Genomic DNA, 26,410 nt, shown 5'->3' on the forward strand with positions numbered 1-26,410 from the left:
TTGTCTCCTTATTTGATTCCGGTCATCGAGATCCCGCGGGTGAAGTACTTCTGCGCGAACACGAAGACCAGGACGGTCGGAATGATGGCCAGCGTCGCGCCGGCCATCAGCGGGCCGTACTGCGTGCTGTCCTGCGTCTGGAAGAACGCCAGCCCGACGGGGACGGTGAACTTGTTGACATCGCTGAGGTACACCAACGGGCCGAAGAAGTCGTTCCAGACGTTGACGAAGGTCAGCACCGCCAGCGTGGCCAGCGCCGGTTTCGACAGCGGCAGGATGATGCTCACGAAGATCCGGAAATGGCTCGCTCCGTCGACCAGCGCGGCCTCGTCGTACTCCTTCGGGATGGTCATGAAGAACTGCCGGAGCAGGAAGGTACCGAACGTGTTGGCGACGATCGGCGGGACGATCAACGGGAAGTGGGTATCGATCAGACCTGCCTTGACGTACGCCGAGTACAGCGGCAGCACCATCAGCATGTCCGGGATCATCAGCGACGCGAGCAGCAGCCCGAAGGCGGCGTCCCGGCCGCGGAACTGCAGCCGCGCGAAGCCGTAGGCGCCGAGCGCGCAGACCATCAGCCGGCCGATGATCACCAGCACCGTGATGTAGGCGCTGTTGCCGAGGAACCGGATGAACGGCAGGACGCCGTTGTTGACCAGGTACTCGTAGTTCTCGAACGTGAACGGGTTCGGGAGCAGGTGCGGGGTCAGGCTGATCACGTCGCCCGGCTCCTTGAACGAGCTGGACAACATCCACACGAACGGGCCGATGGCAATCAGCGCCACGATGATGCAGCCGACGTACGTCGCCGTCGGTCCGAGGATCCGTCGCTGCCCCCTCATTGGTAGAACACCCATCGCTTCGAGAGCCGGTTCTGGATCCAGGTGACCGCGAGCAGTACGGCGAAGAGCACGATCGCCAGCGCCGACGCGTAGCCCATCCGGCGGAGCGAGAACGCCTCGTACCAGAGGTGGTAGATGTAGACGTACGTGCCGTCGCCCGGTCCGCCGCCCGTCATCACCAGGATGAGCGCGAAGACCTGGAACGAGCCGATCGTCTGCAGGATCAGCAGCATGAAGATCGTCGGCGTGAGGAACGGCAGCGTCACGTGGATGAACCGGGAGAACCGGCCGGCCCCGTCGAGGGTGGCCGCTTCGATCAACGTCTCCGGCACGCCTTGCAGGCCGGCCAGGACGATGACCATGTTGAAGCCCATGTTCGCCCAGATCGCCGTCACGATCACCGCGGCCATCGCCGACGCGGGCTCACCCAGCCAGTGCGGTCCGGTGATACCGAACGACGCGAGTACTGCGTTGATGACGCCGTACTGATCGCTGAACACCCAGCGGCTGATCACGCCGACCGCGACCAGCGACGTGACGTACGGCAGGAAGATCAGCGCCCGGATGACAGCCATCCCGCGGAGCCGGTTGTTCACCAGCAGGGCCAGCGCGATCCCGATGATGATTCCGACCGGGACGTACCCGATCGTGTAGATCGCCGTGTTGATCAGGCTCTTGCCGAACAGCGGATCCTGCCCGGAGAACATCTCCTTGTAGTTGGAGACCCCGGTGAACTTGGGCGCTGCCAGGCCGTCCCAGTCGGTGAAGCTGGTGACCAGCGTCGGTAGCACCGGGATGACGTTGAACAGCAGCGTCCCGATCACGACCGGGCCGATGAACATCCAGCCGCGGAGGTTGCGCCGCCGGACCCCGCGCCGCCGTACCTGATGCTCGTCGACGGGCGTCGCCACCGGCGGCGGCGCCTCGATCGTCGGTGCGGCCGTCACTTGGCCGCTACCTTCAGGTCGGGATCGGAGAGCGCTCCTCCCTTCTCGAGCAACTCCTTGCCCTTCGTCCCGTTCCAGCCGCGCTTCTTGATCTCGGCGTTGACCGCGTCCCGGCCGCGCTTGAGATAGTCGGCGGTGGCCAGTTTGCCGCTGACCAGGTTGTTCGCGTTGGTGCCCTCGACGAACGAGTCCGCCAGCGCCGTACCGATCGGTCCGCGCGGGAACGGTACGTCGACGGGCTTGCCGGCGACGTTGCCGAGCGCCTCGGCCCAGACGTTCGCGGTCTTCGGTCGCGGGTGGTCGGTGAACGCCGCGCTCTTCGCGACCTCCGTCAGCGCCGGTACGGCGAACTGGGCCTTGGCCATGACCTCCGATGCCGCCTTGCCGCACAACGCCTTCATCGCCAGGAATGCGGCCTGCGGGTCCTTCGCGGTTTTCGGGATGACCCAGGTCCGCGCGTAGTTCTTCGTCATCGCGAACAACGGCGTCTTCGGCCAGGGCATCACGTCCCAGTCGACGTCCTTGCTGATCTGCGCGCTGATGTCCATCGCCTGCCAGGTCATCGCCAGCTTGCCGGCGTTGAACAGCGGCAGGTACTCGACGTCGATGGTGGGCGCGTAGCCCTCGCGGATGTAGGAGACCTGCTTGTCGATCGCGTCCAGCGTCTCCGGTTTGCCGTAACCACACTCGGTCTGGTTGTTGTAGAGCGCGGTGTCACCAGCACCGTACGCAGTGGCCTGGATGGTGTTGACGGCGTACTGCAGGCCGTAGGTGTCGGTCTTGTTGCCGCTCTTCTTCGTCAGCTTCTTGACCGCGTCGTCGAACTCGTCCCAGCTCCACGCCTCGGCCCAGGACGTCGGCGCCGTCAGGCCGGCGTCGGCGAAGAGTTTCTTGTTGTAGTACAGGGCGTTGGCGCTCATCCCCGGCGTGATCGAGAACTGGTACCCCTCGACCGCGACCTTGGTGGTGAACGTCGGGCTGTACTTCGTCAGGTCGAAGCCGTTGCTGCTGTCCTGCATCATCTTGTCCAGCTGCAGGATCTTGCCGCTGGTGGCCAGGTCGTAGACCCGGTCGTCGTCGATGCGCTGCAGGTCGGCCGTCGTCCCCGAGGCGAACTGGAGCATGACGCTGGCCCAGTCGTCGCCCGGGGCGGGTTTCCAGACGATCTTGATCTTGTGTTCGTCGAGGCTCTCCTTCTGAGCAGCCGCGATCATGTCCTTGAACATCTTCTGGGTGGTCGGATCGCCCACGGAACTGAAGGTCACCTCGGTCCAGCCCGCGGGCGAACCGGACGACGAGCCGCCACACGCGGCGAGCGAGGTCCCGGCGACGCCGGCGGCGGCCAGACCGAGTCCGGATTGCAGCAATCGGCGGCGGGTGAGCAACGAGCCGGAAGTCATGAGTGTCTCCCTCGGCAAGCGGGTCGACCGGCGGGCGGCAGGAGCTCTCTACACCGATGTACTACGAGCCGGTGAGAGCTGCGAGCTATCGGTCTTGGGTGTTGCATCAGGTTGGCGCAGCACGAGAGAGCTGTCAACACTATCTGGAAGAGAACTTCCGATATGTGGAACCACTTGGCCGGACCTGGCCAGCGCGCGGCGCGCTTTATGCTGGCGCGGTGGAGAACAAGGTGTCCGGGAGTGTCCAATCCGTCGAACGGGCGTTCCACCTTCTCGAGCTACTGGCCGACAACGGCGATTCGACCCTGACCGAGCTCTCGGCGGCGATCGACGTACCGACGCCGACGACGCACCGGTTCCTGAAGACGCTGGTCTCGCTCGGGTACGTGCGCCAGTTGCCGGACCGCCGGTACGGACTCGGGATGAAGCTGACGAGGCTGGCCGGCCGGGTCGACTCGCAGCTGGCCCCGATCGTCGCGCCGCACCTGGACACGCTCGCGCGGGAGATCGGCGAGTCGGCGAATCTCGCCGTACTCGAGGGGCACATGGTCGTCTACATCGCCCAGTCACCGTCGAGGCACGCGATGCGGATGTTCACCGAGGTCGGGCATCGCGCGTACACCCACCTGACCGGCGTCGGGAAGGCGATCCTGGCCGATCTGCCCGACGAGCAGATGGCGCGGATCGTCGGCCGGGCCGGTATGCCGGCCGCGACCGACCGCAGCATCACTGATCTGACCAAGCTCCGCAAGGAGCTCGGCCGGATCCGCCGTACCGGCTTTGCCACCGACAACGGCGAACAGGAACCCGGCGTCGTCTGCTACGCCGTCGCGATCCCCGACGTACCGATCTCGATGGCGATCTCGGTGTCCGGCCCCGGCTTCCGTATGACGCAGGAGCTCGGCAAGCAGGCCGTCCCGCTGCTGCTCGCAGAGGCCCGCGCGATCTCCGAAGAACTACTGGGCGTACTGGGCTGAACCTGACCTCTTGGCTGCGAGCTGGCGCATGCGGAGTGCTGAGCTGAGGAAGAAGATGCCGCCGAGGATGGCGTAGCCGCCGACGGTGGTGAGGGACGGGTTCGGGCGGCCTGCCATCAGGATGAAACTGCTGCCGGCCAGGACGGAGATGCCGCCGCTGAGGATCATCGGCCATTGGCCGCCGAGGCGGTAGCGGAGGATCGCGACGATCAGCTGAACGATGCCCGCGGTGATCGCCCAGGCGCCCCAGACCCGCAGCACGCTCGGAATACTGCCCGCGATCGCCAGGCCGACGGCAGCAAGCAGGCTGAGGCCCATGTTGGCGTAGAGCGGCGCCTTCGCGCGGGTGGTGCCCGAGGAGCGGAAGTCGATGACGGCCGCGGCGAGGTCGAAGAGCGGGTAGACGACGAGGAGCGCGGTGACTCCGGGGCTGAGGGTCTTGGCGAGCGCGATCGTCAGGATCGCCCAGACGACGGCGAAACCGAAGCGGGCGTAGTAGAGGGTTCGCAGGGTCTTCGGCATTTCGTTGACTCCGTAGATAGAACGATCGGTCTACTCCGAGACTGCCGCCTGATGGCCATCGTTGTCAAGACCGACCGTTCTATCTGCTAACCTCGGGGCATGTCGGAAGCACGGGCGCGACTGCTCAGCAAGGCCACCGGGCTCTTCTACGCCGAGGGCATTCACGCCGTGGGCGTCGACCGCGTCATCGGGGAGGCGCAGGTGACGCGCGCCACGCTCTACAAGCACTTCCCCAGCAAGGACGACCTGATCGTCGCGTACCTGACCCAGGCCGACGAGGCGATCCGCGCGCGGGTGCAGGCCGCGCGGGCTGACGACTCGAACGCCGATGACGTGATTCGAACTGTCGGCCGGTCGATCACTGACGACATCCAGAGCGCCGGCTTCCGCGGATGCGCGTTCCTCAATGCGGCGGCCGAGTATCCGGACCCGGCGCATCCGGTCCACCGGGCGGTCGTCAAGCACCGGGAGTGGTTCCTCGAGACGATGACCGAACTGTTCTCCGGCATCGGGAAGATCGACGCGGAGCCCGCCGCCCGGCACTTCGTCATGCTTCGCGACGGAGCGATGACCGCCGGCTGCCTGTCCGATCCGAAGCCGATCTGCGAGACGTTCCTGCGCGGGATCGAAGGCCTCCTGACGTACCGCAGTCGCGAGGCGCTGTAACAACAGGTCCGCCGGTCTCGATATCCCCTTGGGAGGAGTTGGGGATGCGACGCTGTGGGTACCGGCAGTCCGGACCAGATCCGTATGACGCGGATCTGGTCCGACGCCTGCGTGCGCTCCTGGCGCTCGTCCGCCGACCGGCCCCTCGCGGCTCCGATCCGGTCAAGGCCGATGACGAACTACTGGACCGTCTCTAGATCCGCTTCGTAGGCAGTCTGGAGCTCGGCACTCCACAGCTCGCGCTCGGCTGCGATGGAGTCGAGGGCCGTCTGCGGACGGGTGGCTCCGGAGATCACGGAGACGACCGGCGACGAGTGCAGCAGAGCGCTCAGTTGCAGGCGTTCCAGCGACACTCCACGGTTGGCGGCGATGGCTGCCAGGTGGGGCGCCGGGATCGCCGAGCGCAGCGGTGAGTACGCGAAGAACGGGACCTCGTTGGCCTCGCACCAGGCGACGACATCGTCAGCCTCGCGGCCCATGGCGGTGTGCCGATTCTGTACGGCGTCGACGCGCGCGACCGCTGTTGCCCGCTCCAGCTCGGCCAATGTGACATTGGACAGACCGATCCGCGCCAGCTTGCCCTCGTCGCGCAGGGACGCCAGTGTGGCGACGCCCTCCTCCACGGGTTGGTCGGCGAGGTCGACGCGATGAAGGTAGTAGAGATCGAGTTGCTCGCGCCCGAAGACCCGCAAGCTCGACTCGACGTCGGCGCGGATCCGGGCTGCGCTGATGTCCGCGTCCCAAGTGTCGGCGTTGATCCGCGAGTGGCCGCCCTTCGTGCCGACGATCACGCTCGTACCGTCGACGGCCTCGGCGGCAAGCTCTTCGCCGTACAGCGGATTGTCTACCTGGGCGTAGGCGCGCGCGGTGTCGAGGATCGTGGCACCGGCGGCGCGAATCGTTGCGAGGTCGGCGGTTCGGTTCCGCGGCGTCATCGAGAATCCGGCGAGACCGAGGGCAACCCGGCCGGCAAGCTCCAGCATCATTCCTCCTGTGTGTGCTGGACAGTCTGACCGTCGGCATGTGGACAACGCTGCGGCGGGTGGGCCGGTCTGGAAGACTCGGGCGAGTGACTGACTTGCGAGTTCTGTTTCTGGGTGGGACCGGGATCATCAGCTCGGCGTGCTCGTCGCGTGCCGTCGAGGTGGGGCTCGACCTGACGGTCGTGAACCGGGGCAAGACCTCGAGCCGGCCGCTGCCGGCGGAGGTGCGGCAGATCCAAGCTGATATCGAGGACGCTGCGGCGTTCGCCGAGGTTGCGGGGCAGGACTTCGACGTCGTGGTCGACTGGCTGGCGTTCACGCCGGAGCAGGTGCGGGCCCGGACCGACGCGCTGCGCGGACATGTCGGTCAGTACGTGTTCATCAGCTCGGCCTCGGCGTACCAGACTCCCCCGGCCCGGCTGCCGATCACCGAGTCGACGCCGTTGCGGAACCCGCACTGGCAGTACTCGCGGAACAAGATCGCCTGCGAGGACCTGCTCACCACGCTGTACCGCGACGAGAACTTCCCGGTCACGGTCGTGCGGCCCTCGCACACCTACGACCGCACGCTGGTCCCGTTCGACGGCGGCTGGACCATCGTCGACCGGATGCGCCGCGGCGAGCCTGTCGTCGTACACGGTGACGGAAGCTCGCTGTGGACCTTGACCCACCACCGCGACTTCGCCCGTGGACTGGTCCCGCTGCTCGGCCACCCGCGCACGCTCGGCGACACCTTCCAGATCACGTCCGACGACGTCCTGACCTGGGACCAGATCGCGCATACCCTCGCAGCGGCGGCCGGTACGACGGCGCAGATCGTCCACGTCCCGTCCGACGCGATCGCCGCCGTACACCCCAACTGGGGCGACGCCCTGCTCGGCGACAAGACCCATTCGGCCGTCTTCGACAACACTAAGCTCCGCCAGGTCGTCCCGGACTACGTCGCCACGATCCCGTTCGAGGTCGGCGCCCGCGAGATCATCGCCTGGTACGACGAAGACCCGACCCGTCAGCGCACCGATCCGGCCATCGACGAGGCCATGAACACGCTCATCGCGCAGTACAAACTCGATCGCTGACCGTCAGTTGGTGACGATGCCGGCGACGAGGTTGATGGTTGCGGCGAGGATGACGGTTCCGAAGATGTACGAGAGCAGGCAATGACGCAGTACGACGGAGCGGATGGCCGAGCTGGACACGCTCGTGTCGGAGACCTGGTAGGTCATGCCGAGGTTGTAGCTGAAGTAGAAGAAGTCGCGGTACGCCGGGGGCTCGTCGCTGTTGAAGTCGATCCCGCCGACCGGGTCACGGTAGTAGAGGTGCGCGTAGCGGGCGGCGTACATCATGTGCAGGACGGCCCAGTTCATGAAGACGCCGGCCAGACCGATCGCGGCGGCGACGTTCTGACCCTGTGACCTGCCGAGAATCAGGATCAGCGCGATCACGATCACGGCGCCGCCGGCCAGCGCCACCACGAACAGCTCGTCGACCGAGGGCCGGAAATCCTCGCGGCCGACGTGCCGGCGGGTCGCGTCGGGGTCCATCGGCCACAACACGATGACGGTGCTGACGACGAACGCCGCGCCGATCACCGCGATCGCGGCGAGGATGCCGAGCGGTACACCCCAGATGACCGCGACGATCGCTCCGATGACGCAGCCTGTCAGCACGGACACGAACTGCCGCGCATTCGCAGTCATCGAGGCCCTCCGGTGATCAGTTGCTCAGAGCATCTTCCAGCCAGGGACGGAGTACTGCGGCCGGCGCCGCGCCGATGTGGGTGGCCGTCGGTTTGCCCCCGCGGAACACCATCAGGGTAGGGATCGACCGGATGTCGAAGTGCCGCGACACGTCGGGCGCCTCGTCGGCGTTGATCTTCACCAGCTTGACCTGACCGGCCTTCTCGGTGGCGAGTTGCTCGAGGACCGGGCTGACCATCCGGCAGGGCCCGCACCAGGGTGCCCAGACGTCGACCAGGACCGGGATCCGGGACATCTCGACCACCTCGGCGAAGTCCTTGTCGCCGGCGTGGACCATCCACGGCAGCGGCTTGCCGCAGTTGCCGCAGACCGGCTTGCCGTCAGCGGTCGCCTGAACGCGATTCTTCTTCCCGCAGTGTGGGCACGCGATGATTTCGCTCATACCGCATTCTCACCCCTCGGCATGTCGAAAGTGGGCGCTCGGCTCCGATCAACAGGTGACCCCGAGGGAGGCATACTCATGCGGATTCTGATCTCCGGCGCCAGTGTCGCCGGTCCGGTACTGGCGTACTGGCTGACCAAGTACGGCTTCGACGTCACCGTCGTCGAGCGCGCGCCGGTACTGCGGAAGACCGGCGGCCATGCCGTCGATCTGTTCCGGCCGGCGGTGGACATCTCGGAGCAGATGGGCGTGCTCCCCCGCATCGAGGAGCGGGCCACCGGCACTGACCGGATGACGCTGTACCGCGACGGCGTACGGCGTCCCGTCCGGGTGGACCTGTCCAAGGTCTTCGGCGGCGCGTCCGATCGCCACCTCGAGGTCCTGCGCGACGATCTCAGCGAGATCTACTACGACGCCGCCCGCGACGACGTCGAGTACATCTTCGACGACTCGATCACCGCGATCTCGCCGGACGGCGAGGTGGAGTTCGAGACCGCCGTACCGCGTCGCTTCGATCTCGTCATCGGCGCGGACGGGCTGCACTCCAACGTGCGGCGCATCGTCTTCGGTGACGAGTCGCAGTACAGCGCCTTCATCGGGGCGTACCTCGGCGTACTGACGCTGCCGAATTCCGCCGGGCTCGACGGTGACATGGTGATCCACACCGGCGTCGGTCGTACTGCCGGGATCTACGGCGCGCGGCACATCGACGACGCGCGGGCGTTGTTCCTGTTCCGGAGCGAGCGGGAGCTCGATTACCACCACCGCGACGTACCCCGGCAGAAGGAGCTGCTGCGTGCGGCGTTCGACGGGATGGCCCCCGAGGTCGACGGCTGGCTGAGCGAACTCGACCGTACGTCGGCCTTCTACTTCGACTCGATCACCCAGCTCCGCATGGACACCTGGTCCCGCGGCCGAGTCACGCTCGTCGGCGACGCCGGCTACTGCCCCGGCCCAGCGGTCGGCGGCAGCACCACGCTGGCTGTCGTGGGCGCGTACGTCCTCGCGGGGGAACTCGCCCGCTTCGACGGCGACCACGAGCGCGCGTTTCCGGCGTACGAACACGCAATGGCCAACCACATCCGCGGCAGTCGGGCCGTCGCGCTGAGCGCCGCCAAGACCCTCATCCCCAAGTCCCGCCTGGGCATGGCCGGCCTCGCGTACGGCGCCCGCCTCATCTCCGCCCTCCCGGCCGGCCCGAGCCGCGCCCTCCTCCGCCTCACCACCAAGAGCGCCCGCGTCTACAACTCGATGACTGTCGACAACTATCCGCCGGTCGCCCGGACGATACTTGGAGGATGAGCGAGGCGGATCTGCCCGAGTTCAACCGTGCTCAGCTGCGCGCGATCGAGGTACTGCGAGGCGGTGGGGCTGTCGTCGTGACCAATCCCAGTCCGATGACGTACGGCGTTGTCGCGCGTGACGCCCGGGCACTGAATCGGCTGAAGGGCCGCCCCGCGGACCAGCCGGTCGGAGTCTCGGTCCATTCGCAGGCCGCGCATGATCAGCTCTTCCGGTTCCTCGACCTGCCGACCGACGCCCTCGCTGCGGTCGATTTCGCTCTCGCCGAGCGGATCACCGTCCTGGCGCCGATCCGGTCGGACCCGGCGATGCCGGAGTGGCTCGCAGCGCCAACCGGACCGGCCATGCCCCGGCCACCTCCGCCGCCGAAGCCCGCGCGCAGTTCCCGGCCGACACCCGCGTCATCGACGCCGACCACCTCCGGAAGCCGGCCGCGTCGTTCGGAGCCAGCACGATGATCCGGGTGGACTCCGATGGGCAGCTGACCCTGCATCGGTCCGGCATCCAGGACCAGTTGGCGGGCGGACTCCTTGATCGGTTGCGGGAGTTCAAGTCCGAGATCGGCCGGCTCGATCCGTCGACGAGTACGCCGCTGGGCCATACGTATCTGTCGACCGAAGTGACCGGCAGGCAGTTGGTGCCGGGGACGCGCATCCGGCTGGAGTTCTACCGATCGCCCAACAAGAACGAGGGCGAGCCGCGGGTGTGGGACGCCGTACGAGCGCACTCCGGTTGCAACCAGCTGGGCACAGCCGCCGCTGCCGGCGAACTGCTGACCGACGGCAAGCTGTGGCTCCAGGGTGTCGGCGGCACCCAGATGCGCTGCGAACCGGCACTCCAGGCTCAGGAGGAATGGCTGAAGACGTTCCTCACGAGCCGACCCAGCTGGCACGTCGACGGCGACCAACTCACCCTGACGGCAGACGGTACGACAATCACCCTGCTCGACAAGAAGCTGGCCGAACCCGACCTCCCGCTCGACGGCACCAGATGGAACGTCCTCACTACCATCACCAACGCCGACCTGCGCTATCACCGCTCTCAGGCCGACCCAGCCTGGATCTCGTTCGACGGTGACCGCCTGACCGGCTGGACCGGTTGCAACGAACTCTCCGGCACAGTCACCCGCACCAACACCGAACTGAACTTCACCGACGTCACCATCACCAACCACACCTGCCCAGGCGAAACAGCCGACGTCGAGGCCGCAATCCTCACCACCCTCGCAACCACGGCCACCTACACCATCGACCACAACACGATGGTCCTAATCAACCCAGCTGGCGTCGGCCTCGATCTCACAGCGAATTAGAGCGGCAGGCCGTCGTCGTCGGTCAGTAGCACCTGGGGTTTGAACTTGGTCAGGAAGGCGACCAGTTCGCCGTCGGGGCGTTCGATGATGGTGCCGCCGTCTTGCCAGATGCCGTCGAGGTGCTGGAACTCGCCGGGTGGGTCGCCTTGGTTGTAGTGGATGTCGTGTACGCCGAGACCCTCGTCGTACGGCGCTCCGAAGACGTAGACGCGGCGCGAGTAGGTGAGTAGTTGCTCGAGCAGGTCCAACGCATTGTCCGCCGTGCTCTCCACCCAGAGGGACGGCGAGGTCAGGAGCTGAGAGCGGATGTAGTCCAGCGCGCCGGAGGTCGGCGTCCTCTCCAGCAGGTGCCAGCCGTCGGCCAGCGCGGCCGTCGCCGCAAACAGATCCGCGTCGAGATACCGCACCTCGCGATACTCCACCGGTATGCCGCTAGGCGTCGACACGTCCACCGCGCCCTCATACTCACCGGCCGGCGCTGCGACGTACATCTTCCCGTGGTACCAGGACCCGAAGTCATCCGGATCCTCCCGCGCAAACCGCACCAACCGACCGGCCAGAACCCCATAGCTTGTGAGCGGCATCGTTTCCCCCTGCTCGGATCGTACGCCGATCTGCCACCGCTCGTGAGACCGACGTTTCTGGGAGTGATCTTGCGGCGATGATGGGGACTGCGGATCGGCTCGACGAGAGGGATGGTGCCCGGATGGCTTGGTCGTTCGACGACGATCGGGAGCAGCACATCGAGACGGAGAGTCGGCCGACCAGGGTGTTGGCGTACGCGCAGGCGGCGCAGACGCTCGCGAGTCTGGGTGTGCCGGTGGTTGGGTACTTCGGGTCGCAGCATCACGCGGACAGTGGTGCTTCGGTCGGGTTGGACCTGCCGTTGGTCGGCTCGGGTGACGACGTCGACGAGGACCTGGTCAAGTCGCTGAATCCCGATCTCGTCGTCACCGTTACGTACGGCGGCGAGGTGTACGGCCTCTCAGCGGCGGTTGCCGACAGGGTTGCCGAGTTCGCGCCGATCCTCGCGATCGGTATCGCCGGGGATCGGACGCTCGAGTCGGTCATCGAGCGCTTCCACGCGTTGGCGACGGCGCTCGGAGCCGACGTACAAGATCCTGCGACGGACCTGACCTCGGCGCCGACCGATCCTTCGGTGCGGGTCGTCGCGCTGTCCGGCGGCACCGACACCGACGCGTACGTCGCGAACCCGGCGTACTGGCCGAGCCTTCGCATGCTCGCCGACGCCGGCGCGCAATTCACCCCGACCACCACCGCGGGCGGCTGGGAGGTCGTCAAGTGGGACGAGCTCGCCGCCAAGCATCCCGCCGATCTCGTGTTGTACGACGAGCGCCCCAACTCGCTCGGCGCCGATCGTCTGGCCACGATCCCGGGATGGTCCGAGGTCCCCGGCGTACAAGCAGGCAATGTGTTGCCGTGGAACCCGGAGCCGCCGCTGACCTACGCGGCGGCCGAGTCCTTCGTCAACGGCCTCGCGCAGCGTTGAGCATCTCGTCCCGCGGCACGACCTTCACACGTTCGCGACCCTGCGCCTGACCCAGCGCGATCTCGTGAGCATCGAGCCGGGCCCACCCGTCGCCGTCGACGATCGGCCCGGCGAGATGCTCGAGAATCGCCGCCGGGTCGCTGATCTCCGGGCGCGGCAACTGGTCGAGGTCTTGCAGCAGACTGGCGATCGTCTCCGCGGCATCCGACTTCGTGTGGCCGATCAGTCCGACCGGTCCGCGCTTGATCCAGCCGGTCACGTACATCCCCGGCAGGGGTACGCCGTCCAGGTCGAGGATGCGGCCGCGGTCGTTCGTGATGACCCCAGCGTGGTGATCGAACGGGAGCTCGGGCAGATGCGAGGAGAGGTACCCGACCGCGCGGTACACCGCCTGCACGGGAGTGTCGACGTACTCGCCGGTGCCCTTCACGGTGCCGTCGCCTTGTAGCTGCATCCGCTCGGTGCGGAGCCCCCCGACCCGGTCCGTGCCGAGGACCTCGATCGGCGCCTGGCACAGGTGGATGTGGATCCGGTGCGGCGCGCCGGTCGGTTCGGCGTCGAGGTGCTTCAGCAGCGTGTCGACGACGAGCCGGGTGCTCTTGCTGGAGCTGATCGCGGCCTGGCTCGCGTCGTCGATCTCGAAGCCTTCGGGATGCACGATCACATCGACCGACGGCGAGTGCGACAACTCGCGCAATTCCATCGGCGTGAATTTGATCTGCGCCGGCCCGCGGCGTGCGAAGACGTGTACGTCGGTCGCCTGGTTGAGCTTCAGACCCTGGTACACGTTGTCCGCGATCTCGGTGTTCAACTGCTCGTCGGCCGGCTTCGCCAGCATCCGGGCGATGTCGAGCGCGACGTTCCCCGCACCGACGACCGCGACCTCACGAGCGTCCAGCGGCCAATCCCGCGGTACGTCGGGATGCCCGGCGTACCAGCTGACGAAGTCCGCGGCGCCGTGGCTGCCCGGGAGGTCGATCCCCGGAATGTCGAGGGACCGATCCGCCATCGCGCCGGTGGCGAAGATGACCGCGTCGTAGTGCCTGCGCAGGTCGTCGAGCTTCAGATCGGTGCCGTACGCAACGTTTCCGACGAACCGGATCCGGTCGCGGTTCACCACCCGGTGCAGCGCCTTGATGATCTCCTTGATCCGGGGATGGTCCGGCGCCACGCCGTACCGCACCAGGCCGAACGGCGCCGGCAACCGCTCGATGAGATCGACCAGCACCCGGGGATGTTCCTGGGCGAGAATGTCAGCGGCATAGATTCCAGCCGGGCCGGCACCGACCACGGCGACCCGAGGGTCCGTCACGTTTCACTCCATAGGTTAGGTAAGCCTAACCTAGTCAAAATGACGGATTTTGACATCCTTTGAGACTCACTTCACAAGGCGATGACCGACGGCTAGCCTCCGAGGTGGAGAAACCCTGACTTCTCCGCGTACGCCGAAGGAACCGTTCGATGGCCAGCTTGGCGAGTTACACGACCCTGTACGTGACCGCGGTCGGACTGAATGGCGACCCCGACCTCAAGCACATCGCTGCCGTGCGCTGGGACCCCGGCAGCCTCGACCCGGAAGAGTCCTCACTGGCCGACTTCGTCCAGTGGCTCGACCGAGGCGCCGGCCGCGCCTTCGTCCGCCGCTCCGACGGCACCCGCGGCCCCCGGGTCCGAGTCAACTCCGACGGCCTCACCCGCTACCTCCGCAGCAACCCCGACGACCGCTCCAACCAGGACGAACTACTCCTCCTCCCCACCTGGCAACTCCACCGCTCCAAGAAACACTCCCGCCGCGTATGAGTGTGGGGTTCGAGGTACGGGCTTTGGATGTGGAGACGTGGCCGGCTTTTGCTGAGCTTGTTGAGGCGAACAACGGGGTTTGGGGTGGGTGTTGGTGTGTGGGGTTTCATGTGAAGCTCGGGAAGGGGCGGACTCCTCAGCAGAATCGGGAGGAGAAGGAGGCGCGGGTGCGGAGTGGGGATACGCATGCGGCGCTGGTGTTCGACGGGGAGAAGTGTTTGGGGTGGTGTCAGTTCGGGTCGCCGGAGGAGTTGCCGGAGGTGAAGAGTCGGCGGCTTTATGAGAAGGGGCTGACCGAGCTGCCTGACTGGCGGGTTACGTGTTTCTTTACCGGGAAAGGGCTGCGGGGGCGCGGGATTGCGGATGCGGCGCTGGGTGGGGCGTTGGTGCAGATTGGGCAGCTCGGAGGTGGCGTCGTCGAGGGGTATCCGGAGGAGACCGACGACCGGAAGGTGTCGGGTTCGTTTCTGCATACGGGGCCGATGGCGGCGTTCGAGAATCACGGGTTCACCAGGACCCGTCCTATTTCGCCGCACCGGTGGGTCGTCACCCGGACGGTTTAAGGCGGCTGGATTCCGTAGTCGTGGATCTTGCGGTAGATGGTCGCCCGGGACATACCGAGTGATTTCGCGGCGTGGCCCTTGTGGCCGTCGTTGGCGAGCAGGCTGCGGATGATCGCGTCGCGTTCGAGCGCTTCCAGCTGGCTGAGGCTGCGGCGGCTGATGGCTTGGGCGCGGCCGGGGAGGTCCGCGGGGGTGATGACACCGGTACGACGACGGCGTACGACGACCTGTTTGAGCATCTGGCAGAGCTCGGCGGTGTTGCCGGGCCAGGCTGAGCGCATCAGTTGCTGCATGGCGTCCGGGCCGCAGGTCAGCTCGCCGTGGCTCAGTTGGTTGAGGAAGTACGGGACGAGTTCGCGGACGTCCTCGATGTGGTGCCGCAGCGGTGGCACCTCGACGGTCAGCGGGAAGAGCGACAGCAGCTCTCCCAGGTCAGGCGCGTCCGACTCGTCCGAGGTGAGGGTCAGCGCGATCCACGGCGGATCGGCCGGTCGGCGTTCGAGTACGTCGTACAGCGCCGCGATCGTCGCATCCACGCCGCTCGCGTCCAGGCGCTCGACGTGCCGGATCACCAGCGCCTGCACCGAATCGTCGGACAGCTCGGACTCCAGCTCCGCCGCGAAGCCGCCACCCACCCGCGCAACGTCGACAACGTGGAACAAACCGGCCGGGTTGTTCTGATGATGTGCGGCCCGCGCCAGGGTGACCTTGCCGGTCCCCCGCTCGCCGGTCAGCACGACCCATTGGCCGGCCCGGCACGCGTTGTCCACCTCGCGACTGCTGCCGAGCCACGGCGCACTCCGCCCGACGAGCCCGGGAAGGACCGGACGCGGCGGCGGACGATGCCCGGTGGCCGGCGTACGAATGCCGACACCCGACGAATGCGGGCTGATCTGGATGATCCCACCGCCACCAGACGCGACCGGGCGGCACATGATCCGCACCCAGGAGCCGGTCGGCAGCTCGGCCACGATGGCCTCGGTCGTACCGCGCGCCAGCATCTCGGCCGCATACCCGAGTACGGCGCGCTGGTCGGACGCGTCGAGCGACTGACCGGCCTTCGCGTTCATCAGCAGCAGATCGTCGTCGACCGCGATCACCATGTCACCGAGCCGGCGTGAACTCTGCAGATATGCCTGCAGCAGCGAGAGCTCCCGCGCCGAGCTGTCCTTGAGCAGCGCGGCCCGGATGTTCTCCGCCGTGGTCTTGGCAAGCGCCATCAGCAGCGACCCGGCGTCCTTGCGCCAGCAGGTCAGATCGATCGCGCCGATCGTCTTGCCGTTCACCGGATGCTTGATCGGTACGCCGGCGCAGGCAAGATCCTCGAGATCCTCGGCGTAGTGCTCGTGACCGAACACGTGCATCGGTCCGCCGCCCTCGAGCGCGGTCCCGATGCCGTTCGTGCCGGCGAACTCCTCGGCGTAGCTGAACCCCGGCGCCAGGAAAACCTTGTCCAGGTACCGCGCCAGGTTGGTGTCCGCCGTCAGGCGCTCCAGCACCATCCCGGTCCGGTCGGTCAGGATCACGCTGATCGGCTGACCGTCGAGATTCTGGTGCAGTTGCCGCAGTACGGGCGCGGCGCTGCGGGTCAACGGGATGTCGAGGTCGGGGTCGGCGACGTACGGAAGCGTGATTCGGTCGGCCGGGAGGTTCCAGCGCCGCGACCGTACCCAGGAGGCAAGGATCGGCGGCCGGACATCCTGCGTCTTGACCGGGTCGAGGGTGAGGAAGTTCAACCGCGCCGTAGCGGCGCGCCGGTTGTCCTCCATCGAGGGGGCGATTTCGTCCACGGGGCCTCCCACCGGGGTCGCGTCCTCTTCGAGAGTAGTGCAGCCGGACACAAGTGGCGTCTCAGAATGAGACACCCAGCGAGGCCTGCCGGGCATGCGATTGAGATCAAACGACTGGAGGTTTCATGGACAACGATGTCTCGCCGCAGCAGGAGTCCTACAACCCGTGGACCGTCGTACATCTCGTCTTCGAACACCTCGCCGACGCCGGTCTGCATCCCGTCCTGGGAGCCACCGGTCACCCCGGCGAACCGGCCGCCGAACTGCTGCGGTGCTTGGGTATCCAGCCCGATCCGCAGGGTGACCACCGGCTCGTTGAGCAGAAGGAAGAGCGGCTCGCCGAGCTCCGCCAGGCCTTCTTCGGCGAGTCGTGACCCGCTTCTCAATTTGAGACCTCACCCCGCTCCGGGCGGCGATGTACTGCAAGCACACAGCCGGCCACATGAGCGGGAGGAAAGCCATGAGTCGCCAAAGCGTGGCGAGGGCCCACCAGAAGATCCAGGAATTGTCATGGGAACCGGCGTACCACGAGCCGGTCTCCCAGTACGGGACGGACTACACGTTCCGTAAGGCGCAGAAGAAAGACCCCCTGAAGCAGGTACTGCGGTCGTACTTCCCGATGCAGGAGGAGAAGGACCACCGGGTGTACGGCGCTTCGGACGGCGCGATCCGCGGGAACATGTTCCGCCAGGTCCAGGAACGCTGGCTGGAATGGCAGAAGCTGTTCCTCAGCATCATCCCGCTGCCGGAGATCTCCGCCGCGCGGGCGATGCCGCTGCTGTTCCGGACCGTGCCGAACCCCGAGCTGCACAACGGGCAGGCCATCCAGATGATCGACGAGGTCAGGCACTCGACGATCCAGCAGAACCTCAAGCGCCTGTACATGAACAACTACATCGACCCAGCCGGCTTCAACTCGAGCCTGCGCGACTTCCAGAGCGACTACTGCGGCACCATCGGCCGGCAGTTCGCCGAGGGCTTCATCACCGGTGACGCGATCACCGCGGCCAGCATCTACCTGACGATCGTGGCCGAGACCGCCTTCACCAACACGCTGTTCGTCGCGATGCCGGCCGAGGCCGCCGCGAACGGCGACTACCTGCTGCCGACGGTGTTCCACTCGGTCCAGTCCGACGAGTCCCGGCACATCAGCAACGGGTACGCGACGCTGCTGATGGCGCTCGCCGACGAGGACAACCACCAGCTGCTCGCCCGCGACCTGCGGTACGCCTGGTGGAACAACCACCGCGTCGTCGACGCCGCGATCGGCACCTTCATCGAGTACGGCACCAAGGACCGCCGCAAGGACCGTGAGTCCTACGCGGAGATGTGGCGCCGCTGGATCTACGACGACTACTACCGCAGCTACCTGGTGCCGCTGGAGAAGTACGGACTCGAGATCCCGCACGACCTGATCGAGGAGTCCTGGAACCAGATCTGGAACAAGGGCTACGTGCACGAGGTCGCCCAGTTCTTCGCCACCGGCTGGCTCGCCAACTACTGGCGGATCGACCCGATGACGGACAAGGACTTCGAGTGGTTCGAGTACAAGTACCCGGGCTGGTACGACAAGTACGGCGCCTGGTGGGAGAACTACAACCGCCTGTCCACGCCGAACGGGCACAAGCCGATCGTCTTCGAGGACGTCGACTACGAGTACCCGCACCGCTGCTGGACGTGCATGGTGCCGTGTCTGGTCCGTGAGGACATGGTGATGGCCAAGGTCGACGGCCAGTGGCGGACGTACTGCCACGAGATGTGCAAGTGGACCGACGAGACCGCGTTCCGGCCGACGTACCAGGGCCGGCAGACGCCGAACATGGGCAAGCTGATCGGCCACCGCGAGTGGGAGACGCTGTACCACGGCTGGAACTGGGCCGACGTGGTGTCCGACATGGGCTTCGTCCGCGACGACGGCAAGACGATGGTCGCGCAGCCGCACCTGGACCTGAACCCGGACAAGATGTGGACCCTCGACCACCTGCGCAAGTGCCCGCCGCTGGCGAGCCCGAACGTACTGCTGAACGAGATGTCCGACGACGAGCGGACCGCGTTCGCGGCGCGCTACGTCAAGGGCGGCCCGGCCGGACGACCCGCTCGAGCCGACGCCTGATCCCATGGGAGACAAGCACGTCGTGAGGTTCGAGCCCGTCGGCATCGAGATCGAGGTCGACGAGGACCAGACGATCCTGCGCGCAGCCGCCGAGCAGGGCGTGATGCTCATGCACGGCTGCAAGGAGGGACAGTGCGCGTCCTGCAAGTCGTTCGTCCTCGACGGTGACGACATCGACCTGGACCGCTACAGCACCTTCGCGCTACCGGAGTACGAACTGGACGAGGGCTACACGCTGCTGTGCCGGGCGCACGCCTTCGAGGACCTCACGATCGAGCTGCTCAACTACGACGAGGACATGATCCGCTCGGGTCTGCCGATCCAGGAACGGACGGCGGAGGTCGTCGCGATCACTCCGGTGACGCACGACCTCCGGCACCTGGTGCTGAAGCTCTCCGAGCCCGGCGAGCTGAAGTTCTTCCCGGGACAGTACGTCGACATCTCGGTGCCGGACTCCGGCGAAGAAGGGGCGAGTCGCTCGTTCTCGATGGCGAACACGTCGAGCCGCGAGAGCGGGCAGCTGGAGTTCGTCATCAAGGTGTACCCGGGCGGGATGTTCTCGGAGTTCCTGGACCAGCGCCTCCGGGTCGGTGACCGGTTGGACCTGACTGGGCCGTTCGGGGTGTTCACCCTCCGGGACAATCCGGACGCCCGGCTGGTCTTCCTCGGCGGCGGGGCCGGGATGGCGCCGATCCTGGCCCTGCTGCGGTCGATGGCCGAGCGCGGGATCGACCGGCCGACGACGTTCTACTACGGATCCCGGACACAACTGGACCTGTGTTTCGAGGAGGAGTTGCACGAGCTCGAGCAGCGGCTGCCGCGGTTCCGGTACGTGCCGGCGCTGTCGGAAGAGGAGTGGGACGGCGAGAGCGGACTGATCACCGACGTGGTCAAGCGGCTCGAGCCGGACCTGACCGGAGCCGATGCCTATGTGTGCGGGCCGCCGCCGATGGTCGAGGCGGCGATCCCGCTGCTCGAACGGCTCGGGATCGCGACCAAGCACATCTACTACGACAAGTTCACCACGACCGGCGACGCCGGTGACTCGGAAGTGCTGGAGGCAGGAAGCCGATGACCACCACACAGGACTCACCTAAGACCGAACGCAGCGTGCCCAAGCCGGTCTTCACCGATGCCGAGGCGGGCGCCCGCGAGTTCCCGGACTCGACCTCGCGGCGGTACAACTACTACACACCGCAGAAGCGCAAGCAGACCCACTACGAGGACGTCACGGTCGACGTACAGCCCGACCCGCGGCACTACCTCAGCCAGGGCTGGTTGTACGGCTTCTCCGACGGGCGCGGCGGATACCCGCTGGACTGGACCGTGCTGAAGGCCTGGGGCTCGGACAAGCCCAGCCCGCAGCGTGGCCCGGGTACCGGCGGCCTGTTCGTGAAGGAATGGCCGGCCACCGGCTGGCACGAGTTCCGCGACCCGAACGAGGAGTGGGAGCTCACCCTCTACCGGTACAACTCGAACGTGGTCCGCCAGGTCACCCAGAACGTCGAGGCCGCCAAGCAGTCGAAGGCCTTCGAGCAGTGGAACACGAACTGGGTCCGCTTCGTCGAGCAGCACGTCGGCGCCTGGATGCATGTCGACCACGGCCTCGGCCTGTACCTGTACGCGAACGCGAACCGGCGCGCACCGACGAACATGCACAACAACGCGATCTCGGTGAACAGCATGCACCGGATCCGCGCCGCGCAAGACCTCGCGCTGTACAACCTCACGCTGTCCGAGGAGATCGAGGGCTTCGACGGCACCGCGCACCTGGAGACCTGGAACAGCGACCCGGCCTGGCAGGGCGTGCGCGACGTCGCCGAGCAGCTGACCGGGATCGACGACTGGTGCGAGGCGATCTTCGCGTCGAACGTCGTGTTCGAGCCGCTCGTCGGTGAACTGTTCCGCAGCCAGCTGGTGCAGCAGGCATCCCCGCGGAACGGCGACTTCGTCACCCCGACGGTCGTCGGCGCGGCGGAGTACGACTTCGCCGAGCGCGACCTGCGCTACACCACGGCGATGTTCGAGCTGCTCACCAACGACAAGGAGTTCGCGGACCACAACAAGTCGATCCTGCAGGACTGGGCGGCGAAGTGGACCGCGGAGTCGCTCCGCGCGGCCCGTGCACTGCAGCCGCTGTGGTCGCAGCCGGACGCGAAACCGCCACGGTTCGAGGACGGCCTCGACCGGGTCAAGAGCCGGTTCAGCGGCATCGTCACCTCGCTGGGCCTCGAGGAACCGAAGGAGCTGTCACTGTGACCAGCACGTTCACCACCGCGGAAAGCCCGTTCAAGCAGGACAACACCGCGTCCAACAAGTGCGGCGTGACGCTGATGAACAACCAGGTCGGCGCGGTTGTCGCTGAGGTGATGACCGGTCAGGACAACGTCACCGTGACGCACCTGCCGTCGATGATCCGGGTCGACGCGATCAACCGGATGGACTTCGTCTACGACGACATCTCCGAGGCGCTCGGCGAGGAGCCCGGGTACTTCGACCAGGCCGAGTTCGAGGAGAACATGTCGACCCACTACGGGCGCATGGTCCACCTCGACGACCGGACGATCATGTTCGCCAACCCCGAGGACGCCGCCGAGTACATCGGCTTCGACCTGACCGCATCCAGCTGACCAGGGGGTCTCTTTCGTGTACGAGAAGAATGGTGAGAAGTACTTCGTGGTCGACAGCCACATGCACATGTGGAAGGCCGGCCCGGACAACTGGGTGAAGGGTGCGGAGCAGTACGCGAAGGGCTGGATCGAATGCTTCCACGCGTACCAGAGCCTCGGCCCGAAGGAGACCCACTGGACGATCGAGAAGTTCATGAGCTACACCGAGGACGACCTGATGAAGGACGTCTTCGAGGACGGCTACGTGGACGTCGCGGTGTTCCAGCCGACGTACCTGAAGGAGTGGTACACGGAGGGTTTCAACACCACCGAGCAGAACGCCAATCTCGGCGAGAAGCACCCGGGCATGTTCGTGCTGAACACCCGGTTCGACCCGCGCGACGGTGACGCCGGCCTGGAAGAGCTGGCGCGCAACGTCGAGCGGTACGGCTCGAAGGGGGTCAAGCTCTACACGGCAGAGTGGAACGCCGGATCCCGCGGTTACAAGTTGACCGACCCGGCGGCGTACACGTACCTCGCCAAAGCGCAGGAACTCGGGATCAAGAACATCCACGTCCACAAGGGCCCTACGATCTGGCCGCTGGACAAGGACGCGTTCGACGTCTCCGATGTCGACCACGCCGCGACCGACTTCCCCGAGCTCAACTTCATCGTCGAGCACGTCGGCCTGCCGCGGATCGAGGACTTCTGCTTCATGGCCACCCAGGAGCCCAACGTGTACGCCGGTCTGTCGGTCGTCATCGGCGGGCTGATGCACGCGCGGCCGCAGTTCTTCGCCAAGGTGATGGGCGAACTGCTGTTCTGGGTCGGCGAGGACAAGATGACGTTCGGCAGCGACTACGGCATCTGGGAGCCGAAGTGGCAGATCGAGGGCTTCGTGGACTGGGAGTTCCCCGACCAGCCGGAGTTCGCGGACTACCCGCGGCTCGGGGTGGACGGGAAGAAGAAGATCCTCGGGCTGAACGCGGCCAAGCTCTACGACATCAAGGTGCCGGACGAGCTGCAACTGAAGGAGGACACCCCCGCCGCACAGGACGACTCGAAGCTGGTCGCGTCCTGATGACGGCAGTCATCGCCGAGAAGGACCGGGTCCTGGACGCACTCGGTGCGGTCCGGGACCCGGAGCTGGACGAGCCGATCACGACGCTGGGATTCGTCTCGACCTGCGTCGTGTCGGCCGCCGGCGACGTGGTCGTGCGGTTGCGGCTGCCGACCTACTTCTGTGCGCCGAACTTCGCGTTCCTGATGGTCGCCGACGCGTACGACGTGGTGTCGGCGCTGCCCGCCGTGCGGTCGGTCGACGTGGCTCTGGAGGATCATTTCGCCGCCGCCCAGATCAATGCGGGGGTGGCGGCGCGGGCGGGGTTCGTCGCCTCGTTCGACGGCGAGGCGGCGGCGGAGCTCGACGAGTTACGCCGTACGTTCGTCGCCAAGGCGGTGCTGGCCGGGACCGATCAGGTCTGCCGGCCTTTTGTTGCTTCTGGCACCGATCCGGCGGAGGTCGCGCGGCTGACGATCGCCGACGTACCGCCGTCGGCCGAGCTCGACCGGCTGCTGCGTCGCCGGTCCGAACTCGGGCTGCCGACCGGACCGGACGCACCGCTGCTCATCGACGTCGCGACCGGCGAGGCGATCGCCGCACCCGCGGCGGCCAGACACCTCGGGCTGGCCCGGCTGACCCGGACCGGCATCGAGGCCAACACCGGTATCTGCAGGGGCATGCTGAGGCACCGGTACACCGAAACCGGTGCGGGCGAGGAGGAGCAGGGATGAAGGCCGTTCGACTGCACGGGTACCACCAGCAACCAGTGGTCGAGGACGTACCGGAACCGGTCGTCAAGGGCCCGCTGGACGTCATCGTCAAGATCGGCGGCGCGGGCGTGTGCCGGACCGATCTGCACATCATCGAGGGTCAGTGGGACGCGGCGATGCACCCGTCGCTCCCGTACACGATCGGCCACGAGAACGCCGGCTGGGTGCACGAGATCGGCTCGGCCGTCACCAACGTCAAGGTCGGCGACACCGTCATCCTGCACCCGACGCCGACCTGCGGTCTGTGCCATGCCTGTCGCGCCGGGGACGACATGCATTGCGAGAACAGCTCGTTCCCGGGTCTGGACAGTGACGGGGGGATGGCGGAGTACCTCCTCACCTCCGCCCGCGCCTGCGTGAAGCTCGACCCGAGCACGCGACCACAGGATGTCGCGGCGCTCGCCGACGCGGGCATCACGGCGTACCACGCGGTCCGGAAGGCCCTGCCACTGTTGCCTCCCGGTACGACGGCCGTGGTGATCGGCGCGGGCGGTCTGGGGCATATCGGCGTCCAGTGCCTGGCCGCGTTGACGGCGGCGCGGATCATCGTCGTCGACCGCAACCCGGACGCGCTCAAACTGGCCGAGCAGCTCGGCGCCGACCAGACGGTCGTTGCCGACGGCAAGCAGGTGGAGAAGGTGCTGGAGCTGACCGACGGCGCCGGCGCACACGTCGTGCTGGACTTCGTCGCCGAGCAGGGCGCCGAGCACGACGGTTTCGCGATGACCGGCCGGGCCGGTTCGTACTTCGTCATCGGGTACGGCGGCCAGGTGCAGATCCCGACGCTGGACATCATCTCCACCGAGCGCAACATCGTCGGAAACATCGTCGGCACGTTCAACGAGCTGGCCGAGCTGATGGCGCTCGCCCAGGCCGGCAAGGTCACGCTGCACACCCGGACCTATCCGCTCGACGCGGCCGTTGACGCGGTCGCCGATCTCGACGCCGGCCGGGTCCGCGGCCGCGCGATCCTCGTTCCGTAACACGACCATTTCCGGAGGGAACTGATGGCCAAGGAACTCAGATTCGGTGAGAGTGCCCGCGATCTTCTGCTGGCCGGCGTTGACCAGCTGGCAGACGCGGTGAAGTCGACGCTGGGCCCGAAGGGGCGCAACGTCATCCTGGAGAAGATCACGGGATCGCCCGTCGTCACCAACGACGGCGTGACGATCGCGCGGGAGATCTTCCTCAAGAACCAGTTCGAGAACATGGGCGCCCAGCTGGTCAAGGAAGCCGCGATCAAGACCAACGACATCGTCGGCGACGGCACCACCACGGCGACCGTGATCGCGCAGGCCATCATCCGCGAGGGCATGCACGCGATCGGCTCCGGCGGGAACCCCGTTCTGGTGAAACGGGGTATCGACGTTGCCGTCGGCAAGCTGGTCGAGCGGCTGCGCGACGTCGCGCACCCGGTCGTGACCGAGCAGGACTACGCGCGGGTCGCGGCGATCTCGGCGAACGACGACGACGTCGTCGGCGCGGTGATCGCGAACGCGCTGCACACCGTCGGCGACGGCGGGATCGTGACCATCGAGGAGTCCTCGATCAACGGTATGGGCGTGGACTTCGTCGAGGGGTTCGAGTTCGACAACGGGTACATGTCGCCGTACATGGTGACCGATCCGGGCAGCCTGCAGGCCGTGCTCGACAACCCGTACATCCTGTTGTGCAGCGAGAAGATCACCAAGGTCCAGGAGATCATGCCGCTGCTGGACAAGATCATGCGCGAGCCGCGTCCGCTGGTGATCATCGCCGAGAGCCTCGAAGGTACGGCGCTCAGCATGCTGGTGCACAACCACGTCAACGGGTTGTTCCAGTGCGTGGCCGTGAAGGCACCCGGGTTCGGCGACCGGCGGCTGCACAAGCTGGAGGACATCGCGGCGATCACCGGCGGCGCGGTCTACAGCCGGCACTCCGGATTCAGCCTCGAGACGATGACGCTCGACCAGCTGGGCCGCGCGGATCAGGTGCGGGTCACGGCCGACCGTACGGCGATCGTCGCGGGCAGCGGGCACGACAAGGACGTGGCGTTCCGGCTCGCGCAGCTGCGGTCGGAGCTCGAACGGGCCACGTTCGGCGTCGACGAGGACGTCCTGACCGAGCGGATCGGCTCGTTGTCGGGCAAGGTTGCGGTGATCCGTGTCGGTGCGCCGACCCCGGCCGAGCTCAAGGAGCTCCAGCACCGGGTCGAGGACGCGCTGTCTGCGACACGGGCCGCGATGGCGGAAGGGATCGTCGCGGGCGGCGGCATGGCCCTCCTGCATGCCGCGTCAGCCCTCGACGGTCTGGACGTCAAGGGTGACTACAAGACCGGTGTCGACATCGTCCGGCGGGCGCTGCGCGAACCGGCGTACCTGATCGCCGCGAACGCGGGTTACTCCGGCGCCGAGGTGCTGGAGCGTACGTCGCAGATGGGGGTCGACGAGGGCTTCGACGCTCTGGAAGGCGTGTACGGCAACATGCTCGCGATGGGCATCATCGACCCGCTCCGGGTGGCGCGCTCCGCGCTGCAGAACGGCGCGTCGGTGGCCGGCCTGCTCTTGACGACCAACACCTTGATCGCCGAGGAGCAGACCCCGTGGGGCGGCAGCGCCGCCCTGATGACGGAGTACGGCGCGTTGGACGAAGGGCTGCACCAGCCGAGCCCCGACCCCAGCACACCGCAGTCGCTCGGACTGGGCCCGTCGGTCGGTTAGGAGACAGAAAGGACACGCCCCGGCGCCGGTCATGGTCACGAGCGTTCAACGCTCACCGGCACCGGGGCGGGCCCGGATGCGTCCCTCAACGGCAATCCGGTACCCGGTCCGCCGCTGCGTATTCGTATTGCTGGATCAGGTGAAAATGCTCACGCCGCCCGGGCCGACCAGCAGACCGATGATGATCAGGGCGGCACCCCACATCACCTGGCCGCGGAACAGCGAGACGATTCCGGACACGACAAGGATCACCGCGATGATCCACAGGATGAATACCATGCTTCCCTCTCCTCTGTGGGCCGGGGATTCACCCGGCGGACGCAATCCCCGTGCGTCCGATCCGGTGCCCTGGGCGTCGCCCGGCAAACCCTTTACGGAGCAGGCGAAACGGTCGTAT

The 26,410-nt window shown here is 66.8% G+C and carries 29 protein-coding genes; 18 read left to right on the forward strand and 11 right to left on the reverse strand.

All coding sequences use genetic code 11. From position 1 onward, the window contains the following. Positions 1 to 8: 8 nt before the first annotated feature. Genes ACFWUU_RS05880 through ACFWUU_RS05890 form a run of 3 tightly spaced genes read right to left on the reverse strand, consistent with a single transcriptional unit; the run spans position 9 to position 3,192 of the window. The gene (locus ACFWUU_RS05880; protein ID WP_380173090.1) at positions 9 to 845 is read right to left on the reverse strand and encodes a carbohydrate ABC transporter permease; all 837 of its coding nucleotides are present in this window, start codon (positions 843 to 845) and stop codon (positions 9 to 11) included. After that, the gene (locus tag ACFWUU_RS05885) at positions 842 to 1,792 is read right to left on the reverse strand and encodes a carbohydrate ABC transporter permease (RefSeq protein ID WP_380173092.1); all 951 of its coding nucleotides are present in this window, start codon (positions 1,790 to 1,792) and stop codon (positions 842 to 844) included. Before ACFWUU_RS05885 ends, ACFWUU_RS05880 begins: the two co-directional genes overlap by 4 nt. Further along, positions 1,789 to 3,192: an extracellular solute-binding protein gene (locus tag ACFWUU_RS05890; protein WP_137253413.1), complete on the reverse strand. Its 1,404-nt coding sequence runs from the start codon at positions 3,190 to 3,192 to the stop codon at positions 1,789 to 1,791. Before ACFWUU_RS05890 ends, ACFWUU_RS05885 begins: the two co-directional genes overlap by 4 nt. A gap of 218 nt (positions 3,193 to 3,410) precedes the next feature. Between ACFWUU_RS05890 and ACFWUU_RS05895 the strand changes: the two genes are divergently transcribed. Further along, the gene (locus ACFWUU_RS05895) at positions 3,411 to 4,169 is read left to right on the forward strand and encodes an IclR family transcriptional regulator (RefSeq protein ID WP_380173094.1); all 759 of its coding nucleotides are present in this window, start codon (positions 3,411 to 3,413) and stop codon (positions 4,167 to 4,169) included. Here ACFWUU_RS05895 and ACFWUU_RS05900 read toward each other — a convergent pair. Then, positions 4,149 to 4,691, reverse strand: coding sequence for a hypothetical protein (locus ACFWUU_RS05900; protein ID WP_380173096.1), 543 nt, complete (start codon positions 4,689 to 4,691; stop codon positions 4,149 to 4,151). The two genes, ACFWUU_RS05895 and ACFWUU_RS05900, sit on opposite strands and share 21 nt — an antisense overlap. Before the next feature lie 99 nt (positions 4,692 to 4,790). Between ACFWUU_RS05900 and ACFWUU_RS05905 the strand changes: the two genes are divergently transcribed. After that, positions 4,791 to 5,357, forward strand: coding sequence for a TetR/AcrR family transcriptional regulator (locus ACFWUU_RS05905; protein ID WP_380173098.1), 567 nt, complete (start codon positions 4,791 to 4,793; stop codon positions 5,355 to 5,357). Between the two features lie 179 nt (positions 5,358 to 5,536). Here the strand turns inward: ACFWUU_RS05905 and ACFWUU_RS05910 are convergent, their stop codons facing one another. Beyond that, positions 5,537 to 6,340 carry an aldo/keto reductase gene (locus ACFWUU_RS05910; RefSeq protein WP_380173100.1) on the reverse strand — a complete coding sequence of 268 codons (804 nt, stop codon included), beginning with the start codon at positions 6,338 to 6,340 and terminating at the stop codon, positions 5,537 to 5,539. An 86-nt stretch (positions 6,341 to 6,426) separates the two neighbouring features. On the opposite strand from ACFWUU_RS05910, the gene ACFWUU_RS05915 reads away from it, so the two are divergent. Then, a complete protein-coding gene (locus ACFWUU_RS05915) occupies positions 6,427 to 7,419 on the forward strand; it encodes an NAD-dependent epimerase/dehydratase family protein (RefSeq protein ID WP_380173102.1) in 993 nt (330 codons plus the stop codon). 3 nt (positions 7,420 to 7,422) lie between these two features. Here ACFWUU_RS05915 and ACFWUU_RS05920 read toward each other — a convergent pair whose 3' ends face one another. Together ACFWUU_RS05920 and trxA are read right to left on the reverse strand one after the other, a co-directional pair. Then, the gene (locus tag ACFWUU_RS05920; RefSeq protein WP_380173104.1) at positions 7,423 to 8,040 is read right to left on the reverse strand and encodes a DUF1345 domain-containing protein; all 618 of its coding nucleotides are present in this window, start codon (positions 8,038 to 8,040) and stop codon (positions 7,423 to 7,425) included. 16 nt (positions 8,041 to 8,056) lie between these two features. Continuing rightward, positions 8,057 to 8,482 carry a thioredoxin gene (trxA, locus tag ACFWUU_RS05925; protein WP_137253407.1) on the reverse strand — a complete coding sequence of 142 codons (426 nt, stop codon included), beginning with the start codon at positions 8,480 to 8,482 and terminating at the stop codon, positions 8,057 to 8,059. Between the two features lie 78 nt (positions 8,483 to 8,560). Here trxA and ACFWUU_RS05930 point away from each other — a divergent pair, with 78 nt between their 5' ends. Genes ACFWUU_RS05930 through ACFWUU_RS05940 form a run of 3 tightly spaced genes read left to right on the forward strand, consistent with a single transcriptional unit; the run spans position 8,561 to position 11,096 of the window. Further along, positions 8,561 to 9,784, forward strand: coding sequence for an FAD-dependent monooxygenase (locus tag ACFWUU_RS05930; protein ID WP_380173106.1), 1,224 nt, complete (start codon positions 8,561 to 8,563; stop codon positions 9,782 to 9,784). Continuing rightward, complete coding sequence (locus ACFWUU_RS05935; RefSeq protein WP_380173109.1) at positions 9,781 to 10,242, forward strand: hypothetical protein; 462 nt, start codon at positions 9,781 to 9,783, stop codon at positions 10,240 to 10,242. Before ACFWUU_RS05930 ends, ACFWUU_RS05935 begins: the two co-directional genes overlap by 4 nt. Before the next feature lie 5 nt (positions 10,243 to 10,247). Then, positions 10,248 to 11,096, forward strand: a complete 849-nt coding sequence (locus ACFWUU_RS05940; protein WP_380173111.1) for an META domain-containing protein — start codon at positions 10,248 to 10,250, stop codon at positions 11,094 to 11,096. Here ACFWUU_RS05940 and ACFWUU_RS05945 read toward each other — a convergent pair. Beyond that, the gene (locus tag ACFWUU_RS05945; RefSeq protein ID WP_380173113.1) at positions 11,093 to 11,680 is read right to left on the reverse strand and encodes a DUF2278 family protein; all 588 of its coding nucleotides are present in this window, start codon (positions 11,678 to 11,680) and stop codon (positions 11,093 to 11,095) included. The genes ACFWUU_RS05940 and ACFWUU_RS05945 overlap by 4 nt on opposite strands. Before the next feature lie 122 nt (positions 11,681 to 11,802). On the opposite strand from ACFWUU_RS05945, the gene ACFWUU_RS05950 reads away from it, so the two are divergent. Next, a complete protein-coding gene (locus ACFWUU_RS05950; RefSeq protein WP_380173115.1) occupies positions 11,803 to 12,606 on the forward strand; it encodes an ABC transporter substrate-binding protein in 804 nt (267 codons plus the stop codon). On the opposite strand, the gene ACFWUU_RS05955 is transcribed toward ACFWUU_RS05950, so the two are convergent. Continuing rightward, positions 12,584 to 13,918: an FAD-dependent oxidoreductase gene (locus ACFWUU_RS05955; protein ID WP_380173117.1), complete on the reverse strand. Its 1,335-nt coding sequence runs from the start codon at positions 13,916 to 13,918 to the stop codon at positions 12,584 to 12,586. The two genes, ACFWUU_RS05950 and ACFWUU_RS05955, sit on opposite strands and share 23 nt — an antisense overlap. A gap of 149 nt (positions 13,919 to 14,067) precedes the next feature. Between ACFWUU_RS05955 and ACFWUU_RS05960 the strand changes: the two genes are divergently transcribed. Together ACFWUU_RS05960 and ACFWUU_RS05965 are read left to right on the forward strand one after the other, a co-directional pair. Next, positions 14,068 to 14,406, forward strand: a complete 339-nt coding sequence (locus ACFWUU_RS05960; RefSeq protein ID WP_137253401.1) for a hypothetical protein — start codon at positions 14,068 to 14,070, stop codon at positions 14,404 to 14,406. 29 nt (positions 14,407 to 14,435) lie between these two features. After that, complete coding sequence (locus tag ACFWUU_RS05965; RefSeq protein ID WP_380174275.1) at positions 14,436 to 14,969, forward strand: GNAT family N-acetyltransferase; 534 nt, start codon at positions 14,436 to 14,438, stop codon at positions 14,967 to 14,969. Here the strand turns inward: ACFWUU_RS05965 and ACFWUU_RS05970 are convergent. Then, positions 14,966 to 16,759: a sigma-54-dependent Fis family transcriptional regulator gene (locus ACFWUU_RS05970; RefSeq protein WP_202877589.1), complete on the reverse strand. Its 1,794-nt coding sequence runs from the start codon at positions 16,757 to 16,759 to the stop codon at positions 14,966 to 14,968. The two genes, ACFWUU_RS05965 and ACFWUU_RS05970, sit on opposite strands and share 4 nt — an antisense overlap. Before the next feature lie 125 nt (positions 16,760 to 16,884). Between ACFWUU_RS05970 and ACFWUU_RS05975 the strand changes: the two genes are divergently transcribed. The 9 genes from ACFWUU_RS05975 (at position 16,885) to groL (ending at position 26,013) form a co-directional block, all read left to right on the forward strand. After that, positions 16,885 to 17,133 carry a hypothetical protein gene (locus ACFWUU_RS05975; RefSeq protein ID WP_137253399.1) on the forward strand — a complete coding sequence of 83 codons (249 nt, stop codon included), beginning with the start codon at positions 16,885 to 16,887 and terminating at the stop codon, positions 17,131 to 17,133. Positions 17,134 to 17,219: 86 nt separating this feature from the next. Next, on the forward strand, positions 17,220 to 18,872 hold the full coding sequence (locus tag ACFWUU_RS05980; RefSeq protein WP_137253398.1) for a methane monooxygenase: 1,653 nt from the start codon (positions 17,220 to 17,222) through the stop codon (positions 18,870 to 18,872). 22 nt (positions 18,873 to 18,894) lie between these two features. Then, on the forward strand, positions 18,895 to 19,947 hold the full coding sequence (locus ACFWUU_RS05985; protein WP_202877588.1) for an NADH:ubiquinone reductase (Na(+)-transporting) subunit F: 1,053 nt from the start codon (positions 18,895 to 18,897) through the stop codon (positions 19,945 to 19,947). Continuing rightward, positions 19,944 to 21,131 (forward strand): toluene hydroxylase, encoded by a 1,188-nt coding sequence (locus ACFWUU_RS05990; RefSeq protein WP_137253396.1) that lies wholly within the window; start codon positions 19,944 to 19,946, stop codon positions 21,129 to 21,131. Before ACFWUU_RS05985 ends, ACFWUU_RS05990 begins: the two co-directional genes overlap by 4 nt. Beyond that, positions 21,128 to 21,502 carry a propane 2-monooxygenase effector subunit MimD gene (mimD, locus tag ACFWUU_RS05995; RefSeq protein WP_134104567.1) on the forward strand — a complete coding sequence of 125 codons (375 nt, stop codon included), beginning with the start codon at positions 21,128 to 21,130 and terminating at the stop codon, positions 21,500 to 21,502. The genes ACFWUU_RS05990 and mimD overlap by 4 nt, the downstream gene beginning before the upstream one ends. Positions 21,503 to 21,518: 16 nt before the next feature. Then, on the forward strand, positions 21,519 to 22,562 hold the full coding sequence (locus ACFWUU_RS06000; protein ID WP_380173119.1) for an amidohydrolase family protein: 1,044 nt from the start codon (positions 21,519 to 21,521) through the stop codon (positions 22,560 to 22,562). Further along, positions 22,562 to 23,275 carry an iron-sulfur cluster assembly protein gene (locus tag ACFWUU_RS06005; protein WP_380173121.1) on the forward strand — a complete coding sequence of 238 codons (714 nt, stop codon included), beginning with the start codon at positions 22,562 to 22,564 and terminating at the stop codon, positions 23,273 to 23,275. The genes ACFWUU_RS06000 and ACFWUU_RS06005 overlap by 1 nt, the downstream gene beginning before the upstream one ends. Continuing rightward, positions 23,272 to 24,297: an NAD(P)-dependent alcohol dehydrogenase gene (locus tag ACFWUU_RS06010; RefSeq protein WP_137253393.1), complete on the forward strand. Its 1,026-nt coding sequence runs from the start codon at positions 23,272 to 23,274 to the stop codon at positions 24,295 to 24,297. Before ACFWUU_RS06005 ends, ACFWUU_RS06010 begins: the two co-directional genes overlap by 4 nt. Positions 24,298 to 24,318: 21 nt before the next feature. Continuing rightward, entirely contained in the window at positions 24,319 to 26,013 is a 1,695-nt protein-coding gene (groL, locus tag ACFWUU_RS06015; protein ID WP_202877650.1) for a chaperonin GroEL, read from the forward strand. A gap of 135 nt (positions 26,014 to 26,148) precedes the next feature. Here the strand turns inward: groL and ACFWUU_RS06020 are convergent, their stop codons facing one another. Then, a complete protein-coding gene (locus ACFWUU_RS06020) occupies positions 26,149 to 26,292 on the reverse strand; it encodes a GPGG-motif small membrane protein (protein WP_170989620.1) in 144 nt (47 codons plus the stop codon). Positions 26,293 to 26,410: the final 118 nt, after the last annotated feature.

It is taken from the genome of Kribbella sp. NPDC058693, from assembly GCF_042715335.1.
Classification (GTDB): domain Bacteria; phylum Actinomycetota; class Actinomycetes; order Propionibacteriales; family Kribbellaceae; genus Kribbella; species Kribbella jiaozuonensis.